Source organism: Citrobacter sp. FP75 (assembly GCF_018342065.1).
In the GTDB taxonomy this organism is placed as follows: Bacteria; Pseudomonadota; Gammaproteobacteria; order Enterobacterales; family Enterobacteriaceae; genus Citrobacter.
Window position 1 is genome coordinate 282,404 of record NZ_JAFDOE010000003.1, and the last position, 18,557, is coordinate 300,960.

Consider the following 18,557-nt stretch of genomic DNA (forward strand, 5'->3'; position numbering starts at 1 on the left):
GACTCTATATTTTGAAAGCAAGCCAATCCACTCCCGAGGACATTATGAGCAAACCTGCAATTACGCTGTGGTCAGATGCCAACTTTTTCTCCCCGTACGTGTTATCTGTGTATGTCGCTCTGCAAGAGAAGGGGCTGCCTTTTACGCTGAAAACCGTCGATCTCAGCGCGGGCGAGCATTTACAACCGGCATGGCAAGGGTATGCGCTGACGCGCCGCGTACCGGTTCTTGAGATTGACGGTTTTGAAGTGAGCGAATCCTCGGCCATCGCTGAGTTTTTGGAGGATCGTTTCGCACCACCGCAATGGGAGCGGATCTACCCGCACGATCTGCAAAAACGTGCGCGGGCTCGCCAGGTTCAGGCGTGGATCCGTAGCGATCTGATGCCTATTCGTGAGGAACGCTCAACGGATGTGGTTTTTGCTGGCGTGAAAAAAGGTCCGTTGAGCGAGGCAGGAAAAGCCTGCGCGGAAAAACTGTTCGCCACCGCGGGCAGTTTACTGGCCCACGGGAATCAGAATTTATTTGGCGAATGGTGTATCGCTGATTGTGACTTAGCGCTAATGCTTAATCGTCTGGTGCTAAACGGAGATGAGGTTCCACAGGCGTTAGCCGACTACGCCACCTTTCAGTGGCAGCGGGCGTCGGTACAACGTTTTATCGCGCTGTCAGCGAAGCGTTCCTGCTGATAATCGAGCCATAATCCAGTATCATTAAAAGGTATTTTACGACGAGGAGTGAGTGATGAAACTGATGTTCGCATCGGACATTCATGGGTCGTTGCCAGCCACGGAACGCGTGCTTGAGTTGTTTGCCCACAGCGGTGCGCAATGGCTGGTGATATTGGGTGATATTTTAAACCACGGTCCGCGTAATGCCCTGCCACAAGGCTATGCGCCTGCGCAGGTTGCCGACCGTTTGAACGAACTGGCGTCGCGTATCATTGCGGTACGCGGCAATTGCGACAGCGAAGTGGATCAGATGCTCCTGCATTTTCCAATAACCGCGCCGTGGCAGCAGATTCTGACAGAAAACCAGCGGCTCTTTTTGACCCACGGGCATCTTTTTGGTCCGGAAAACCTCCCGGCGCTTAATGCAGGTGATGTGCTGATTTATGGGCATACGCATCTGCCGGTTGCCGAGAAGCGTGGCGATATTTATCACTTTAACCCCGGTTCGGTCAGTATTCCGAAGGGAGGTTTTACGGCAAGCTACGGGATTCTGGATGATAATGTTCTCAGCGTAATGGCACTCAATGATCAAAGTGTTATTGCGCAGATCGAGATTAATCCGTAAGTTACCCCACAAACGTAAACGCGCCGTAAGAGCGCTAGAAAAAAGAAGGTTTCCTGATGGTGGAACAGCGTCGTTTGGCAAGTACGGAATGGGTGGATATTGTGAATGAAGACAACGAAGTCATCGCACAGTCCAGCCGGGAACAAATGCGGGCGCAACGCCTACGTCATCGCGCAACGTATATCGTCGTGCACGACGGTATGGGCAAAATTCTGGTTCAGCGTCGCACCGAGACAAAAGATTTTTTGCCCGGCATGCTGGATGCCACCGCAGGTGGCGTTGTCCAGGCGGATGAGCAAATGCTTGAATCCGCGCGTCGTGAAGCGGAAGAAGAGTTGGGCATTGCGGGCGTGCCGTTTGCTGAACACGGTCAGTTCTATTTTGAAGATAAGAACTGTCGCGTATGGGGCGGGTTGTTTAGCTGCGTATCCCACGGTCCGTTTGCGCTGCAGGAAGAAGAAATCAGCGAAGTCTGCTGGCTGACGCCGGAAGAGATTACCGCGCGCTGCGACGAGTTCACCCCGGACTCGCTGAAAGCGCTGGCGCTGTGGATGACCCGCAACGCCAAGAATGAAGCGGCGAAAGCCGAAAAACAGGAAGAGGCGGAGTAAAATCTGCTCGTCCGGCCTACAGCGTCGAGAAATCGTGTAGGCCGGACAATTGTTTTTTAATGATAACCCATTATCTGCGCACCAATTACCACCACGCTGGACATAATAAACAGCAGACCGAGCAGCGTGGCGCCGACCTTCAGCCAGTTGCGGAAGTCCACCCGGCAAACGCCTAACGTCGCCATCAGTGACGCCGACGTAGGATAGATAATATGACTGAATCCGTCGCCAAACTGAAAGGCCAGCACGGTGACCTGACGGTTGACGCCAACCAGGTCGCCTAACGGTGCCAGCAGCGGCATGGTTAACGCCGCCTGACCCGAGCCGGAAGTGACGAAGAAATTAAACACCGCCTGGAACAGCAGCATAAACCACGCCGCAATGGCGTTATCCAGACCGCTAATGCCGTTGGCGATGCTGTGCAGCAGGGTATTCAGCACGCTGGCATCTCCCGCCTCGCCATTGCCTACCAGCAGCAATATCCCTTTGGCAAAACCGACCAGCAGGGCAGGGGCAATCATCATGCGCGCGCCCTCAGTAAATGAGGAAGCCATAATGTTGACCGTCATCCCGTTGAGCCGAAAGACCACGCCGATGATGCCAATTACCAGCCCCATGGTGAAGAACTGGCTGGCGATCTCAGGAATGAACCATGCGTTGACAATAACGCCCCAGATGACCCACACGATCACGCCCGTTAGCACCATCAACACCAGCCAGTCGCCGAGCGTAAAGCGACGCTCAATGACCTCATCCTGTTGTTCGCGGAAGAAACGGTCTGATTCATGAACGCGGGACAGCAGGGGATTCTTTTTGATGCGCGCCGCGTAGGCCAGCGTGAAGGTCAGGCCAATCATCGTGGCAACAACCCACACCACGATGCGCAAACCTGAGCCGGAGAGCACTGGAACGCCCGCAATACCCTGCGCGACCACCACGCAGAACGGGTTCATCCACGAACTGGCAAAACCTATTTGGGTGGCAATATAGGTCACCAGCACGGTGGTAATGCTGTCGTAACCTAAGCGCACCATCAGCGGCGCGATAACAATGGCAAAGGCGACCGCCTCTTCCCCCATGCCAAATACCGCCCCGCCTAAAGAGAAGAGAATAAACAGCACCGGGATAAACAAGACCTCGTTACCCCGGGTATGGCGGATGAGCGCCAGGATGCCGTTATCAATGGTTCCGGTGCGCATAACGATGCCAAACGCGCCGCCAATCACCAGCATAAACATAATGATACCAACGGCAGTACCGAATTTAGAGCCGGAGGTTAACCCTTCGAACGGAAAGTTCATCAATCCAGGGCTTTCATCGCCGGTGGTAAAAAATTTAACCCGGTGATACTGCTCTTCTCCCGCCTCGTTGGTCAGAATGCGAAAAGAGTGGGGGTCGACTACCTTACGGGTTTTGGTTTGCCCATCAACCTGGTACTGTACCTCCTGGCTGTCGAACATCCCGACGGGAATAACCCAGGTTGCCAGGCTGGTTAAAATGGCGACGAAAAAAATAATCACTAGCGTATCGGGCATGGCCCATTTTTTCGCGGGTTGTGATTCTGTTACTGCTGACATGAAAGACTATCCCTGTTGCAAAGCAAAGAGGTTAAGTATGCAAACAGGAGAATAGTTATTCATTGATGCAGCGCATCCTGGCAAATGTTTCAGATTATGCCAACGGGAAAACAGATATAAAAAAACCGGAAATATCAGCTATTTCCGGTTTGATAAGCAGATGTGTTGCCGGATAGGACATCCGGCACACGCAGCAAGTTACTGCTGCTGTTGGGAAGACTGGATCGCGGTCAGAGCGATGGTGTAGACGATATCATCTACCAGCGCGCCACGAGACAGGTCGTTCACCGGCTTGCGCATACCCTGCAGCATCGGCCCGATGGAGATCAGGTCGGCAGAACGCTGTACCGCTTTGTAGGTGGTGTTACCGGTGTTCAGATCCGGGAAGATGAACACGGTAGCGCGACCTGCAACCGGAGAGTTCGGCGCTTTGGATTTTGCTACGTCAGCCATAACGGCGGCGTCGTACTGCAGCGGACCGTCGATCATCAGGTCTGGGCGTTTTTCCTGCGCCAGACGAGTTGCTTCGCGAACTTTCTCTACGTCGCTACCTGCACCAGAGGTGCCGGTAGAGTAGGAGAGCATTGCTACGCGCGGTTCGATACCGAAGGCAATCGCGGAGTCCGCAGACTGAATAGCGATTTCTGCCAGCTGTTCTGCAGTCGGATCCGGGTTGATCGCGCAGTCGCCGTAGACGTAAACCTGATCCGGCAGCAGCATGAAGAACACGGAAGACACCAGAGAGCTACCCGGCGCAGTTTTGATCAGCTGCAGCGGAGGACGAATGGTGTTAGCAGTAGTGTGAACAGCACCGGAAACCAGGCCGTCAACGTCGTCCTGTTCCAGCATCAGGGTACCGAGAACGACGTTGTCTTCCAGCTGTTCGCGGGCAACGGTTTCGGTCATACCTTTGTTTTTACGCAGTTCGACCAGACGAGCAACGTAGCTTTCGCGAACCACATCCGGGTCAACGATTTCTACGCCAGCGCCCAGTTCAACGCCCTGAGACGCTGCAACACGGGTGATTTCATCCGGGTTACCCAGCAGTACGCAGGTCGCGATACCACGTTCAGCACAGATGGCTGCCGCTTTAACGGTACGCGGTTCGTCGCCTTCTGGCAGAACAACGCGTTTGCCCGCTTTACGTGCCAGCTCGGTCAGCTGATAGCGGAACGCTGGTGGAGACAGACGACGGCTGCGCTCAGAGGTTGCAGTCAGGGATTCAACCCAGTCAGCGTTAATGTAGTTAGCAACGTATTCCTGAACTTTCTCGATGCGTTCGTGATCGTCAACCGGTACTTCCAGGTTGAAGCTCTGCAGGCTCAGCGAGGTCTGCCAGGTGTTAGTGTTCACCATGAATACCGGCAGGCCGGTTTCGAATGCACGTTCGCACAGTTTGGTGATGCGCGCGTCCATTTCGTAGCCGCCAGTCAGCAGCAGGGCACCGATTTCTACGCCGTTCATTGCCGCCAGGCATGCCGCAACCAGCACGTCAGGACGATCGGCAGACGTTACCAGCAGAGAACCTGCACGGAAGTGCTCGAGCATGTGTGGAATACTGCGTGCGCAGAAAGTCACAGACTTCACGCGACGAGTGTTGATATCGCCTTCGTTAACGATGGTGGCGTTCAGGTGACGCGCCATATCGATTGCACGTGTGGCGATCAGATCAAAGCTCCACGGCACTGCGCCCAGAACCGGCAACGGGCTGGATTCTTGCAGTTTAGCCGGGTCAACTTTAACCACTTTCGCTTTGGAAGAGTCGTCAAAAATCTCGGACAGATCCGGGCGAGTACGGCCCTGCTCATCAACCGGTGCGTTCAGTTTGTTAACAATAACGCCGGTGATGTTGGTATTTTTTACGCCACCGAAGCTGCTGCGAGTCAGTTCAATACGCTCGTTCAGCTGTTCCGGGGTGTCAGTACCCTGAGACATCACGAAGACGATTTCCGCGTTCAGCGTTTTCGCGATTTCGTAGTTCAGAGACTGCGCGAACTGATGCTTACGGGTCGGGACCAGGCCTTCAACCAGCACCACTTCTGCATCTTTGGTATTCGCATGATAGTTTGCGATGATCTCTTCCATCAGCACATCTTTCTGATTGCTGGAGAGCAGAGATTCAACGTGGCTCATCTTCAGCGGCTCAGCGGCTGGCAGAGATGAGTTTGCACGTACGATAGCGGTAGTCTGGTCTGGCGCATCGCCACCGGCACGCGGTTGAGCGATCGGCTTAAAGACGCTCAGACTTACGCCTTTGCGTTCCATTGCACGGATAACGCCAAGGCTGACGCTGGTCAGACCGACGCTGGTTCCGGTAGGGATCAGCATAATAATACGGGACACGGTTTATCCTCTTTCGTTACCGCCAGCGTTTGGCGGGTTACAAAACAGCACCGCCAGCATTGCTGGCGGTGTGAAATCAGGCAGTCAGACGGCTCGCGTCTTGCGCGATAACCAGTTCTTCGTTGGTTGGGATAACCACCGCAGGACGGGTACCTTCTTTGTTGATGAAACCAGATTTGCCGAAACGTGCGGCCAGGTTACGCTCGTGGTCAACTTCAAAGCCCAGAACGCCCAGTTTGCCCAGAGACAGCTCACGAACCATCGCGGCGTTTTCACCGATACCACCGGTGAAAACGACGGCATCCAGACGACCGTCCATCAGCGCAGTGTAAGAACCGATGTATTTCGCCAGACGGTGGCAGTAAACGTCCATTGCACGTTTAGCGTCTTCTTTAGTCGCGTAGTTGTCTTCAACATAGCGGCAGTCGCTGGTGACTTCGGTCAGGCCCAGCAGGCCAGACTCTTTGGTCAGCATTTTGTTGATCTGGTCAACGCTCATGCCCAGGGTGTCGTGCAGGTGGAAGATGATCGCCGGGTCGATGTCACCGGAACGCGTACCCATCACCAGACCTTCCAGCGGGGTCAGACCCATGGAGGTATCAACACATTTACCGTTACGGATAGCAGAAACAGAACCACCGTTGCCCAGGTGGCAAGTGATGATGTTCAGTTCTTCAACCGGTTTGTTCAGAACTTTTGCAGCTTCCTGAGTCACATAGAAGTGGCTGGTACCGTGCGCGCCGTAACGACGAACGCCGTGTTCTTTGTACAGGCTGTACGGCAGGGCGTAGAGGTAAGATTCTTCCGGCATAGTCTGATGGAACGCGGTGTCGAATACGGCCACGTTTTTGTCTTTCAGATTCGGGAAGGATTTCAACGCTTCTGCGATACCGATCAGGTGTGCAGGGTTGTGCAGCGGTGCAAAAGAGGCTGCGTCTTTGATACCCTGAATAACGGAATCGTCGATTACCACAGAGCCGGTGTATTTTTCGCCGCCGTGAACAACACGGTGACCAATCGCAGTCAGCTGAGCAGACAGTTCTGGTTTTTGTGCCAGAATAGTATTAACGATAAAGTTCAGCGCTTCACTGTGAGCGGCGCCTGCACCTAAAGCCGCTTCTTGTTTACCGCCGTCCATTTTCCACTTGATACGTGCTTCTGGGAGATGGAAACATTCGGCTAAACCAGAGAGGTATTCTTCACCGTTTACTGCATCGATGATGGCAAATTTCAGTGAGGAGCTACCGCAGTTCAGAACCAGTACTAACTTACTCGACATGGAAGTACCTATTTATGATACGTGGCTAAAAAAACGTCAGGAAGTCATAGAGCGTAGCGCATGATGACACTGACGTTTATGATTAACATCATGCGCCGTTGTCTTTTTGGGCATGATGGAATAAATACCTTTGAGTTTATGTCATTTTGCGTATTTTTCAGGCAATGGCATACTGTATGCCAATTTGACGACTCAATGATTTTGGACTAAAGGCCTTACAGGCCGACACAGGATACCTGATTGTGGGTATCGAAGACAAAATGTTTTGAACGATGTCCCTTGTAGTTGTTGTTTTGCACAAATTTTTTAAATTTTATATGTGAAGTTGAGGTAACCGCCATGTCGACACCGGATAATCGCTCCGTAAATTTTTTCAGTTTGTTTCGCCGGGGGCAGCACTACGCTAAGACGTGGCCGATGGAAAAGCGCCTGGCGCCAGTATTTGTTGAGAATCGCGTGATCCGTATGACGCGTTACGCAACCCGTTTTATGCCACCTGTCGCCGTCTTTACCCTCTGCTGGCAAATCGCGCTGGGTGGACAGCTGGGACCGGCCGTAGCGACCGCGCTGTTTGCGCTCAGCCTGCCGATGCAGGGCATGTGGTGGTTAGGTAAACGTTCCGTAACGCCGCTGCCGCCCTCGATTCTCAACTGGTTCTATGAAGTCCGGGGAAAATTACAGGAAGCCGGGCAGGCGCTGGCCCCGGTCGAAGGGAAGCCTGATTATCAGGCGCTGGCTGACACGCTTAAGCGTGCCTTCAAACAACTGGATAAAACTTTCCTCGATGATTTGTAATTGATCCCTGATTACGCATATAAAAGAAGGCACAAGATGCCTTCTTTTTTTTCATCGCAGCAGTAGTGATACAGGAGTACCAAATGGAAATGACCAACGCTCAACGTCTTATTTTGTCTAACCAGTACAAAATGATGACTATGCTCGATCCCACCAACGCCGAGCGTTATCGTCGTTTACAGACGATTATTGAACGCGGTTACGGCTTGCAGATGCGCGAGCTGGATCGTGATTTTGGTGAGCTGACGGAAGAAACCTGCCGCACGATTATCGATACTATGGAGATGTATCACGCATTACATGTTTCCTGGACTAACCTTAAAGACGCCCAGGCCATTGATGAGAGACGCGTCACGTTTTTGGGTTTTGATGCCGCAACGGAAGCACGCTTCCTCGGCTACGTGCGTTTTATGGTCAATGTGGAAGGACGTTACACCCATTTTGATGCCGGCACACACGGCTTTAACGCCCAAACGCCGATGTGGGAAAAATATCAGCGTATGTTGAGTGTCTGGCACTCCTGCCCGCGTCAGTATCACCTGAGCGCGAATGAAATTAATCAAATCATTAATGCCTGAGGGGGCTAGCGTGCAGTGCAAAGGCTTTCTGTTTGATCTGGATGGAACGTTGGTCGATTCCTTACCCGCAGTAGAACGAGCATGGTGCAACTGGGCCGACCGTTTTGGTCTCGATCACGCCGAGGTGCTCGGCTTTATTCACGGCAAGCAGGCCATTACCTCTCTGCGACACTTTATGGTGGGCAAGTCAGAGGCGGAGATCGCCGCGGAGTTTACGCGCCTGGAGCAAATAGAGGCCACGGAAACCGCGGGGATTGTCGCGCTGCCGGGGGCGGTTGATTTACTCAACCATCTCAACAAAGCGGGCATTCCATGGGCGATTGTAACCTCCGGTTCAATGCCGGTCGCACGGGCGCGCCATCGTGTTGCGGGTCTACCGGCCCCGGAAGTGTTTGTTACTGCCGAGCGGGTAAAAAGAGGCAAGCCAGAGCCCGACGCCTATTTGTTAGGTGCGCAGCTACTGGGCCTTGCACCGCAGGAGTGTGCGGTGGTGGAAGATGCGCCCGCCGGGGTGCTATCAGGGCTTGCTGCAGGGTGTCATGTGATTGCGGTAAATGCCCCAACGGATACGCCGCGACTGGATGAGGTCGATTTTTCGCTGACCAGTCTGGAACATATTTCCGTGACCAAGCAACCCAACGGAAATGTGGTCGTTGTAAGAAATACCTGATCATGATTTAGCCCCAGATTGTTGGGGCTTTTTTATGGCAGAATCGGTCCATCCCTCTCATTTAACAAGGATATGTTGTGAACGGTGAATTGATATGGGTTCTCTCATTGCTGGCGATTGCCGTGGTCTTGTTTGCGACGGGCAGAGTGCGTATGGATGCGGTCGCTTTGCTGGTCATTGTTGCCTTTGTTCTGAGTGGAACACTGAGCATTTCTGAGGCCTTTTCTGGTTTCAGCGATCCTAATGTTATTTTGATAGCCGCCCTGTTTATTATTGGCGACGGCCTGGTGCGTACCGGGGTGGCGACCGTGATGGGGGCCTGGCTGGTGAAGGTGGCTGGCAGCAGTGAAGTGAAAATGCTGGTGCTGCTGATGATTACCGTCGCCGGACTCGGCGCGTTCATGAGTTCTACCGGCGTTGTCGCCATCTTTATTCCGGTTGTTTTAAGCGTCTCCATGCGTATGCAAACCTCACCGTCACGCCTGATGATGCCGCTCAGTTTTGCCGGGCTGATTAGCGGCATGATGACGCTGGTGGCAACGCCGCCAAACCTCGTCGTCAACAGTGAGTTGTTGCGTGAGGGACTTAACGGTTTCAGCTTTTTTAGCGTTACCCCGCTGGGGCTGGTTGTTCTGGTGCTCGGCATAATTTATATGCTGCTGATGCGTTTTATGCTGAAGGGCGATGATGCCGGTCAGCAGGGCGATGGATGGAAGCGCCGGACCTTTCGCGATCTGATTAAAGAATATCGCCTGACAGGGCGCGCTCGTCGCCTGGCGATTCGCCCAGGTTCTCCCATGATTGGCCAGCGTCTGGACGATCTCAAGCTGCGTGAGCGTTACGGTGCAAACGTCATCGGCGTTGAACGCTGGCGGCGCTTTCGGCGCGTCATTGTCGACGTGAACGGGGTTTCTGAGTTTCGAGCCCGTGATGTTTTGCTGATTGATATGTCCACCGCTGATGTGGATCTGCGTGAATTTTGTAGCGAGCAACTGCTGGAGCCGATGGTACTGCGCGGCGAATATTTCTCCGAACAGGCGCTGGATGTGGGCATGGCAGAAATTTCGCTGATCCCGGAATCGGAATTAATTGGTAAGACGGTACGGGAAATTGGATTTCGTACCCGCTATGGGCTTAACGTGGTCGGCTTAAAGCGCGATGGTGCGGCGCTGGCTGGGGCGGTCGTCAATGAACCGCTGCTGATGGGGGATATTATTCTGGTGGTGGGCAACTGGAAGCTGATCACCGCGCTTGGGAAAAAAGGGCGCGATTTTGTGGTGCTGAATATGCCCGTTGAAGTCAGCGAAGCTTCTCCGGCACACAGTCAGGCGCCGCATGCGATTTTCTGCCTGGTCCTGATGGTTGCACTGATGCTGACCGATGAAATCCCCAACACGGTTGCCGCGATTATCGCCTGTCTGCTGATGGGAAAATTCCGCTGTATTGATGCCGAAAGCGCATATAAAGCGATTCACTGGCCGAGCATTATTTTGATCGTCGGGATGATGCCCTTTGCGCTGGCCCTGCAAAAAACCGGCGGTGTTGATCTGGTGGTAAAAGGGCTGATGGACGTCGGTGGGGGATATGGCCCGTACATGATGTTGGGCTGCCTGTTTGTTTTGTGCGCCACTATCGGGTTATTTATCTCAAATACCGCGACGGCGGTGCTGATGGCGCCGATTGCGTTAGCGGCGGCGAAGTCGATGGGGGTTTCACCGTATCCTTTTGCGATGGCGATTGCGATGGCGGCTTCGGCAGCCTTTATGACGCCGGTGTCTTCGCCGGTTAATACGCTGGTGCTGGGGCCGGGCAACTACAGCTTTAGCGACTTCGTGAAGATTGGCGTGCCGTTTACGGTGATTGTCATGGCGGTGTGCATCGTGATGATCCCGATGCTGTTTCCGTTTTGATTTTGTTGCCTGATGACGACGTTAACGTCTTATCCGGCCTAGTGCTACATTTTTGTAGGCCCGGTAAGGCGTTAGCCGCCGCCGGGCTATGCATTTATAGCGGAGAATCCTGGCTGATTTCATCCAGCGAGAGCTGGAAACTCGGTACAAATACGTCTAAAAAGTAGTCCATTTCTTCACTGCGGCGTGACTCCAGCGTTTTTTCCAACCGTGTTTTCGCCAGCCTGAATTCATTATTTCCGGCCGAAAGTTCCTCAAGGCACTTCAGATAGGCGCAAAGCGCATCGGCTTGTTTAACGATCGCTCTCTCTTCATCGCTGCTGGCCTGTTCATCAATTAACGGCGCAAAAATATCTCGCAGTTCATCAGGGACCATATCGACCAGTTTCTGCTGGGCAATTTTCTCAATGGCTTTATATTCCTGGGCAATTTGCGAGTTAAAGTACTTCACCGGGGTAGGGAGGTCACCGGTCAGCACTTCGGAAGCATCGTGATACATCGCCAGCAGAGCAATGCGTTCAGCGTTAATCTGACCGCCAAACTTTCGGTTCTTGATTGCCGCCAGCGCATGCGCAACCATCGCCACTTGCAGACTGTGTTCAGACACGTTCTCGGTACGCACGTTGCGCATCAGCGGCCAACGGTTAATGAGTTTCAGACGGGATAGGTGGGCAAAAAAATGGCTCTGCTTCATAGTGACCTTCGCGTGATGACAACATCGTGTCATTTTGCGCAGAGAAGGCTACCGGATGCAAATGCCGGTAGCCTGTTTCAGATTTATAGCTGATGATACCCTGACAGGAAACGCTCAAATTTACTCAGTGACATTTCGATATCGTCAATACGCGGCAGCGTGACGATACGGAAATGATCCGGCCACGGCCAGTTAAATGCCGTACCCTGAACCAGCAGCACTTTCTCCTGTAACAGGAAGTCGAGTACCATCTTCTGGTCGTCGTGAATGTTAAAGCGCTTAGCGTCAATTTTCGGGAACATGTACAGCGCGCCGCGGGGTTTCACGCAGGAGACGCCGGGAATGTCGTTGAGCAGCTCCCAGGCACGGTTGCGCTGTTCATACAGGCGTCCACCCGGCATGATAAACTCGCTAATGCTCTGATATCCGCCCAGCGCGGTTTGGATGGCATGCTGCGCCGGAACGTTGGCGCACAAACGCATAGAGGCCAACATCTCCAGACCTTCGATATACCCTTTGGCGTGTTTCTTCGGTCCGTTCAGTACCATCCAGCCCTGACGGAAACCCGCAACACGGTACGTTTTTGACAGGCCGTTGAAGGTGATGGTCAGCAGATCCGGGGCCAGTGGGGCAATAGAATGATGCTCGGCGTCATCATAAAGAATTTTGTCGTAAATCTCGTCAGCAAAGATAATGAGATTATGCTGGCGAGCAATCTCAACAATCTCCATCAGCAGCTCTTTGGAATAGACGGCGCCGGTAGGGTTGTTGGGGTTGATAATGACGATCCCACGCGTGCGCGGGGTAATTTTGGCGCGAATATCATCGAGGTCCGGGAACCAGTCAGAGGATTCATCACACAGATAGTGCACAGCGTTACCGCTGGAAAGCGATACCGCTGCCGTCCACAGCGGATAATCAGGCGCAGGCACCAGCATTTCGTCCCCGCTATTCAGCAACGCCTGCATCGCCTGAACAATCAATTCGGAAACACCGTTACCGATATAAATGTCTTCCACGGTAACATCGCGCATCCCGCGAGCCTGGTAATGCTGCATTATTGCTTTGCGGGCGGAATAAAGACCTTTTGAGTCGCAATATCCTTGCGCGGTGGGCAAATTACGGATCACATCAACCAGAATTTCATCGGGTGCTTCAAACCCGAATGGCGCCGGGTTGCCGATGTTCAGTTTAAGAACCTTATTGCCTTCTTCTTCCAGGCGCTTTGCTTCCTTCAGAACCGGGCCGCGAATGTCATAACAGACGTTTTCTAATTTGCTGGATTTTTCAATGGGGGACATGAACGTTGACCTTTTTAGCTGTGAATGCCACTCCCTGCCGTGGAAGTCAGCCCAGCACAATGTACTCCCACGACGGTAAGTTTTGAAGGGTCTTTAGTAGAAGATTTTGAAAAGTCGCGAAGTTATAATTAACTTTTAATGACTAAATAATATAATAAAATTAGAGCAATAATCTTAATAATTGTATTTTATTGGTTATATATTTTGTTTTGTTGGCTTTGATGTGGTGGTTTGTCTGGTAAAAAAAAGTTAAGTCGGTAAAGCAAAAGGTCGCCGACATCTAACCTGAATGACGTAATTCGAAAATACTGAGGTTTTATCCGCGCAGACTGTTATCAGCCTGATCCGGCCGTGGTCGGGTGTGAATCCATTGTTAAGTGAAATTAATGAATTGAGGAATTCTTAATTAATTATTATTTAATATTTAAACAGCGTTGGGTTGAATTGGCTAATAATACGAAAACTGCTGCTTTGACATCACACCAATTTGGCTCGAATTATTCGCGATAACACTTATAAATATAGTGGTTTTAGGTTAAGATAAGCCCCATGAAATGATGCGTAGTACGAATTTCACGATAATTCAAATGTTTGTTTGTTGTTCCTAACATACTGAAAACTTAGTTCTTAATGTGTAAATTATTGTTCGTTAACTATTTTTTAAATTTACAAAATTTACATGTTTTCCAATAGTCAGAATCATCCAGCTGCTAAAAATAGGGCTCTTTCTCATTGCTATATTCCGATGAGTGTCACGGGTATTATATAGCTCAGAAAGAGAATTGTTTCGCTTGTTAAACCAAATACATCCTTATTTTCACTTGGTTACACTGAGCGAAACTGCCAGGGAGGCACATTACAAATGGAGTTGTTTGATTCTGAATGCACAGCATTAACCCGGTATGACCCACGAGTAAGTGAAAAACTATGATAAATGCAAATCGTCCGATAATTAACCTCGATCTCGATCTGCTGAGAACCTTCGTTGCTGTTGCCGATCTGAACACCTTCGCGGCTGCGGCAGCTGCGGTATGTCGCACTCAGTCTGCAGTGAGTCAGCAAATGCAACGCCTTGAGCAACTCGTGGGGAAAGAGTTGTTCGCGCGCCATGGACGCAACAAACTGCTGACCGAACATGGTATCCAGCTGTTGGGTTACGCCAGAAAAATACTGCGTTTTAATGATGAGGCTTGCTCATCATTAATGTTCAATAATCTTCAGGGAGTGTTAACTATCGGCGCTTCTGATGAATCTGCCGATACGATACTGCCGTTTTTGCTCAACCGCATAAGCTCGGTTTATCCGAAGCTTGCGCTGGACGTAAGAGTTAAGCGTAATGCCTACATGGTGGATATGCTGAAGTCGCAAGAAGTGGATTTGGTGGTGACCACCAACCGCCCTGGTGATTTTGAGTGCCTGAATCTGCGCACCTCACCGACGCACTGGTATTGTGCGGCCGAATATATCCTGCAAAAAGGTGAACCAATACCGTTGGTTCTGCTGGACGATCCGAGTCCGTTTCGCGATATCGTGCTGTCTACGCTAAACGCGGCGCAGATCCCGTGGCGTCTGGCCTATGTCGCCTCAACATTGCCCGCGGTTCGTGCTGCGGTAAAAGCCGGTCTGGGTGTCACGGCTCGTCCCGTTGAAATGATGAGTCCTGACTTACGCGTGCTGGGTGCGGCGGACGGATTACCGCCATTGCCAGATACAGAGTATCTGCTGTGCAGCGATCCGACCACGAAAAATGAGTTAGCAGAAGTTATCTTTAAATCGATGCAGACGTATCAAAATCCTTGGCAATACAATCAGTTTACCCCTGAAGGGGGAGATGATTCGCTTATTGTTGAAGGCGACTTTGAGTAACGCGTCACAAATAATCGTTTTAAAATGTAAGTGTAAAAAAGAGCCGCTGATGATGAAAAAACATCCAGCGGCTCTTTTTTTATGCAAATATTGCTGGTTTATGTCATTTGCTATACGAAAACTTAACAAAATCAGCAGGTAAAAAAACAGCCAGGAAGTAGGGTGAAAAACAATCAACAGCGTTGCTAATAGTTTCCATGTTAAAAAACTAGAGAAATTGTTGCTGTTTTTTATGGTGAATTAACAAAAGCGTGTCACAGATCAAGAAAATACTCCCATTTAGGGGGAGGCATCTGCACGAATTCCTGTCAAAATAGAGGTGTATTATCTTTTTTACTTCACTACGGACACGATTCAACAACGTTAAAATTGACTGATGACACGATCGAAATGAGTCTAAATAGCACTTTATGTTAACGAAATTGAATTGGTGTAAAATAATGTGAGGAAACTTTTGTTAAAGTTGACAAAAGGTTATAGAAAGGAGTAAAAAACCCCATCAATTGGCTGTATAAATGGTTTTCTACAGTGATTGTAAGGTTTTTTTTATTCCTCCCCATGAATCGATGTGGCGTTCATCTGCCGTAAAGAGCAGAGAATTTGGCGCTACTTTTGATGAGTAAGCAATGAGTATGTCAACATCCACTGAAATCATCGCTCATCACTGGGCATTCGCTATCTTTCTTATTGTCGCCATTGGCCTGTGCTGCCTGATGCTCGTCGGCGGCTGGTTTTTAGGTGGTCGCGCGCGCGCGAGATCTAAAAACGTGCCGTTTGAATCAGGTATCGACTCGGTCGGCACCGCCCGCTTGCGCCTGTCTGCCAAGTTTTATCTGGTAGCCATGTTCTTCGTTATCTTCGACGTTGAAGCGCTGTATCTTTTCGCATGGTCGACGTCTATCCGTGAAAGCGGCTGGATTGGCTTTGTGGAAGCTGCAATTTTTATTTTTGTGTTACTGGCAGGTCTGGTTTATCTGGTGCGTATTGGCGCGCTGGACTGGACGCCCGCGCGTTCACGCCGCGAGCGTATGAACCCGGAAACGAACAGTATCGCTAATCGTCAACGCTAACCGCGAGGCATTAAGATGGATTATACGCTCACCCGCATAGATCCTAACGGTGAGAACGACCGTTACCCCCTGCAAAAACAGGAGATCGTAACCGACCCCCTGGAGCAAGAAGTTAACAAAAACGTGTTCATGGGCAAACTGCATGACATGGTTAACTGGGGCCGTAAAAACTCAATTTGGCCATACAACTTTGGCCTTTCCTGCTGCTACGTTGAGATGGTGACTTCGTTCACCGCCGTGCATGACGTGGCCCGTTTTGGTGCAGAAGTATTGCGTGCATCTCCGCGTCAGGCAGACCTGATGGTTGTGGCCGGCACCTGCTTTACCAAAATGGCCCCGGTTATTCAGCGCCTCTACGATCAGATGCTGGAACCTAAGTGGGTTATTTCCATGGGCGCATGTGCCAACTCCGGCGGTATGTACGATATTTACTCCGTCGTACAGGGCGTTGATAAGTTTATCCCGGTAGATGTGTACATCCCGGGATGTCCGCCGCGTCCGGAAGCTTACATGCAGGCGCTGATGCTGCTGCAAGACTCCATTGGCAAAGAACGCCGTCCGCTCTCCTGGGTGGTTGGCGATCAGGGCGTTTATCGCGCCAATATGCAGTCAGAGCGCGAGCGTAAACGCGGCGAACGTATTGCTGTAACGAATCTTCGCACACCGGACGAGATTTAATTTGCGCCCGTCGGCAGCAGCACTTCCTTCGCTTATCACTATATAAATAGCGCGAAGCACTGCCGACCACCACGGACCATTTGCAATGGTGAACAATATGACCGACTTAACCGCGCAAGACGCTGCATGGCAAACACGGGATCATCTCGATGACCCGGTCATTGGCGAACTGCGTAACCGTTTTGGGCCGGATGCCTTTACCGTTCAGGCGACTCGCACCGGGGTACCCGTTGTTTGGGTCAAGCGTGAACAATTACTGGAAGTTGGCGATTTCTTAAAGAGACTGCCGAAACCTTACGTCATGCTGTTTGACTTACACGGCATGGACGAACGTCTGCGTACGCACCGCGAAGGGTTACCCGCCGCGGATTTTTCCGTTTTCTATCACCTGATCTCCATTGAACGCAATCGCGATATCATGCTCAAGGTGGCATTGTCTGAAAACGATCTGCGCGTGCCAACGTTCACCAAACTTTTCCCTAACGCCAACTGGTATGAGCGTGAAACCTGGGAAATGTTTGGTATCGATATCGAAGGCCACCCGCACCTGACGCGTCTGCTGATGCCGCATACATGGGAAGGCCATCCGCTGCGTAAAGATTACCCGGCGCGTGCGACCGAATTCGATCCGTTTGAGCTGACCAAAGCCAAGCAGGATCTGGAAATGGAATCACTGACCTTCAAACCAGAAGACTGGGGCATGCAACGCGGTACCGAAAACGAGGACTTCATGTTCCTTAACCTCGGTCCGAACCACCCGTCTTCTCACGGTGCATTCCGTATTGTTCTCCAGCTTGACGGCGAAGAGATCGTCGACTGCGTGCCTGACATCGGCTACCACCATCGTGGCGCTGAAAAGATGGGTGAACGTCAGTCCTGGCACAGCTACATTCCGTACACCGACCGTATCGAGTACCTCGGCGGCTGTGTGAACGAAATGCCGTACGTGCTGGCGGTAGAAAAGCTGGCGGGCATTACCGTACCGGATCGCGTCAACGTGATTCGCGTCATGCTTTCCGAACTGTTCCGTATCAACAGCCACCTGCTGTATATCTCCACGTTCATTCAGGACGTCGGTGCGATGACCCCTGTGTTCTTCGCCTTTACCGATCGTCAGAAAATCTATGACGTGGTGGAAGCAATCACCGGTTTCCGTATGCACCCGGCCTGGTTCCGTATCGGCGGTGTCGCGCACGACCTGCCGCGTGGCTGGGACAAGCTGCTGCGTGATTTCCTCGACTGGATGCCGAAGCGTCTGGATTCCTACGAGAAAGCCGCGCTGCGCAACACCATCCTGAAAGGCCGTTCGCAGGGCGTTGCCGCTTACGGCAAGAAAGAAGCGCTGGACTGGGGTTGTACCGGCGCTGCGCTGCGTGCTACCGGCATTGATTTCGACGTGCGTAAGTCACGTCCGTATTCTGGCTATGAAAACTTCGACTTCGAAATCCCGGTTGGCGGTGGCGTTTCCGACTGCTATACCCGCGTGATGTTGAAAGTTGAGGAGCTGCGCCAGAGTCTGCGCATCCTTGAGCAGTGCCTCAACAACATGCCGGAAGGCCCGTTCAAAGCGGATCACCCGCTGACCACGCCGCCGCCGAAAGAGCGCACGCTGCAGCATATCGAAACCCTGATCACCCACTTCCTGCAAGTGTCGTGGGGCCCGGTTATGCCGGCGCAGGAATCCTTCCAGATGGTGGAAGCAACCAAGGGTATCAACAGTTACTACCTGACCAGCGATGGCAGCACCATGAGTTACCGTACTCGTATCCGTACTCCGAGCTATGCGCATTTGCAGCAGATCCCGGTCGCGGTACGCGGTAGCCTGGTGTCCGACCTTATCGTCCATCTGGGTAGTATCGATTTTGTTATGTCAGATGTGGACCGCTAAT

At 51.8% G+C, this 18,557-nt stretch carries 16 protein-coding genes; 11 read left to right on the forward strand and 5 right to left on the reverse strand.

The genetic code is table 11. From position 1 onward, the window contains the following. The first annotated feature begins 44 nt into the window (after nt 1-44). Genes yfcF through yfcD form a run of 3 tightly spaced genes read left to right on the forward strand, consistent with a single transcriptional unit; the run spans nt 45 to nt 1,907 of the window. Nucleotides 45-689: a glutathione transferase gene (gene yfcF, locus JQ822_RS12655; RefSeq protein ID WP_213133748.1), complete on the forward strand. Its 645-nt coding sequence runs from the start codon at nt 45-47 to the stop codon at nt 687-689. A 55-nt stretch (nt 690-744) separates the two neighbouring features. Then, entirely contained in the window at nt 745-1,296 is a 552-nt protein-coding gene (gene yfcE, locus JQ822_RS12660) for a phosphodiesterase (RefSeq protein ID WP_213133749.1), read from the forward strand. Between the two features lie 56 nt (nt 1,297-1,352). Next, on the forward strand, nt 1,353-1,907 hold the full coding sequence (gene yfcD, locus JQ822_RS12665) for an NUDIX hydrolase YfcD (RefSeq protein WP_213133750.1): 555 nt from the start codon (nt 1,353-1,355) through the stop codon (nt 1,905-1,907). A gap of 56 nt (nt 1,908-1,963) precedes the next feature. On the opposite strand, the gene yfcC is transcribed toward yfcD, so the two are convergent. From yfcC to ackA, 3 genes are all read right to left on the reverse strand, one after another. Beyond that, nucleotides 1,964-3,484 (reverse strand): putative basic amino acid antiporter YfcC, encoded by a 1,521-nt coding sequence (gene yfcC / locus JQ822_RS12670; protein WP_213133751.1) that lies wholly within the window; start codon nt 3,482-3,484, stop codon nt 1,964-1,966. 198 nt (nt 3,485-3,682) lie between these two features. Next, the gene (gene pta / locus JQ822_RS12675) at nt 3,683-5,827 is read right to left on the reverse strand and encodes a phosphate acetyltransferase (RefSeq protein ID WP_135321178.1); all 2,145 of its coding nucleotides are present in this window, start codon (nt 5,825-5,827) and stop codon (nt 3,683-3,685) included. A 76-nt stretch (nt 5,828-5,903) separates the two neighbouring features. Next, nucleotides 5,904-7,106: an acetate kinase gene (gene ackA / locus JQ822_RS12680; protein ID WP_213133752.1), complete on the reverse strand. Its 1,203-nt coding sequence runs from the start codon at nt 7,104-7,106 to the stop codon at nt 5,904-5,906. 339 nt (nt 7,107-7,445) lie between these two features. Here ackA and yfbV point away from each other — a divergent pair, with 339 nt between their 5' ends. From yfbV to JQ822_RS12700, 4 genes are all read left to right on the forward strand, one after another. Next, nucleotides 7,446-7,901 (forward strand): terminus macrodomain insulation protein YfbV, encoded by a 456-nt coding sequence (gene yfbV / locus JQ822_RS12685; RefSeq protein ID WP_213133753.1) that lies wholly within the window; start codon nt 7,446-7,448, stop codon nt 7,899-7,901. Between the two features lie 83 nt (nt 7,902-7,984). Then, nucleotides 7,985-8,479, forward strand: coding sequence for a YfbU family protein (locus tag JQ822_RS12690; RefSeq protein WP_213133754.1), 495 nt, complete (start codon nt 7,985-7,987; stop codon nt 8,477-8,479). Next, on the forward strand, nt 8,472-9,149 hold the full coding sequence (locus tag JQ822_RS12695) for a sugar phosphatase (RefSeq protein WP_213134079.1): 678 nt from the start codon (nt 8,472-8,474) through the stop codon (nt 9,147-9,149). Before JQ822_RS12690 ends, JQ822_RS12695 begins: the two co-directional genes overlap by 8 nt. Before the next feature lie 77 nt (nt 9,150-9,226). After that, nucleotides 9,227-11,059, forward strand: a complete 1,833-nt coding sequence (locus JQ822_RS12700) for an SLC13 family permease (RefSeq protein WP_213133755.1) — start codon at nt 9,227-9,229, stop codon at nt 11,057-11,059. 94 nt (nt 11,060-11,153) lie between these two features. On the opposite strand, the gene yfbR is transcribed toward JQ822_RS12700, so the two are convergent. After that, nucleotides 11,154-11,753 carry a 5'-deoxynucleotidase gene (gene yfbR, locus JQ822_RS12705; protein ID WP_213133756.1) on the reverse strand — a complete coding sequence of 200 codons (600 nt, stop codon included), beginning with the start codon at nt 11,751-11,753 and terminating at the stop codon, nt 11,154-11,156. Nucleotides 11,754-11,836: 83 nt separating this feature from the next. Continuing rightward, the gene (gene alaA / locus JQ822_RS12710) at nt 11,837-13,054 is read right to left on the reverse strand and encodes an alanine transaminase AlaA (RefSeq protein WP_213133757.1); all 1,218 of its coding nucleotides are present in this window, start codon (nt 13,052-13,054) and stop codon (nt 11,837-11,839) included. Between the two features lie 927 nt (nt 13,055-13,981). Here alaA and lrhA point away from each other — a divergent pair. From lrhA to nuoC, 4 genes are all read left to right on the forward strand, one after another. Further along, on the forward strand, nt 13,982-14,920 hold the full coding sequence (lrhA, locus tag JQ822_RS12715; protein ID WP_213133758.1) for a transcriptional regulator LrhA: 939 nt from the start codon (nt 13,982-13,984) through the stop codon (nt 14,918-14,920). Between the two features lie 626 nt (nt 14,921-15,546). Beyond that, nucleotides 15,547-15,990, forward strand: a complete 444-nt coding sequence (nuoA, locus tag JQ822_RS12720) for an NADH-quinone oxidoreductase subunit NuoA (RefSeq protein WP_003028077.1) — start codon at nt 15,547-15,549, stop codon at nt 15,988-15,990. A 15-nt stretch (nt 15,991-16,005) separates the two neighbouring features. Beyond that, the gene (gene nuoB / locus JQ822_RS12725; RefSeq protein ID WP_003028075.1) at nt 16,006-16,668 is read left to right on the forward strand and encodes an NADH-quinone oxidoreductase subunit NuoB; all 663 of its coding nucleotides are present in this window, start codon (nt 16,006-16,008) and stop codon (nt 16,666-16,668) included. An 85-nt stretch (nt 16,669-16,753) separates the two neighbouring features. Then, nucleotides 16,754-18,556: an NADH-quinone oxidoreductase subunit C/D gene (gene nuoC / locus JQ822_RS12730; protein WP_096756372.1), complete on the forward strand. Its 1,803-nt coding sequence runs from the start codon at nt 16,754-16,756 to the stop codon at nt 18,554-18,556. Nucleotide 18,557 lies beyond the last annotated feature (1 nt).